1 protein-coding gene is annotated in these 598 nt (G+C 43.3%); it reads right to left on the bottom strand.

From position 1 onward, the window contains the following. Positions 1-70 precede the first annotated feature (70 nt). A complete protein-coding gene (locus tag NCCP2331_RS18305; RefSeq protein ID WP_251672128.1) occupies positions 71-454 on the bottom strand; it encodes a hypothetical protein in 384 nt (127 codons plus the stop codon). Between the last annotated feature and the right edge of the window lie 144 nt (positions 455-598).

Here is a 598-nt window from a genome sequence, read left to right on the forward strand (position 1 = left end):
GGTTGCCGCTCTATAATTCTTTTCTACTGCCATTCAAATCACTCCTAATTTTTAATAATAAAAAAGACACTCAAATGAGCGCCTCATCATAAATCGTATTTCTGTACCTACGGGCATCACGGTAAATTCCGGTATCTTTATCCCATTCGTCTACCCCGCCGGCAAAGTAACCATATCCAAGATCCCGCATAATCTTTCCTACGCGTTTAGTAATTTCTTTTGTCACTGTCCGGCTTTTCGTCCACACATCAATCTGATAAATGTACGAGTCTGCAATGGGTTCATCATCGCCGTATACATCCGGCAGCGGTGGAGAGAGAGGATCGATCACAATATACGGTCCTGATACATCGCCGGTTGCCGGGTACTCGTAAAATTTAATTCGGCCAGCTGCTTGCTGCTTGATATACTCATCAGCCATCAAAGCATTGTAAATAGTCATCATTACGTCCATTAAATGCCCCCTTTTAACGCATCACGTAAAGCTTTCCGATACGCCTTTTCGGAATTCAGCAAAGCACGGGCAATGGCACCTTTACCTTTTGGACTTGGGTTTTTAATGGTTCCAAACTCATTCAGATGAATGATGCTATACCGG

This window comes from Sporosarcina sp. NCCP-2331 (assembly GCF_023707945.1).
Taxonomy (GTDB): Bacteria; Bacillota; Bacilli; order Bacillales_A; family Planococcaceae; genus Sporosarcina; species Sporosarcina cascadiensis.

Coding starts and splice junctions, on each gene's coding strand:
- NCCP2331_RS18305 (WP_251672128.1), bottom strand. CDS start 454: ATGGACGTAATGATGACTATTTACAATGCTTTGATGGCTGATGAGTAT.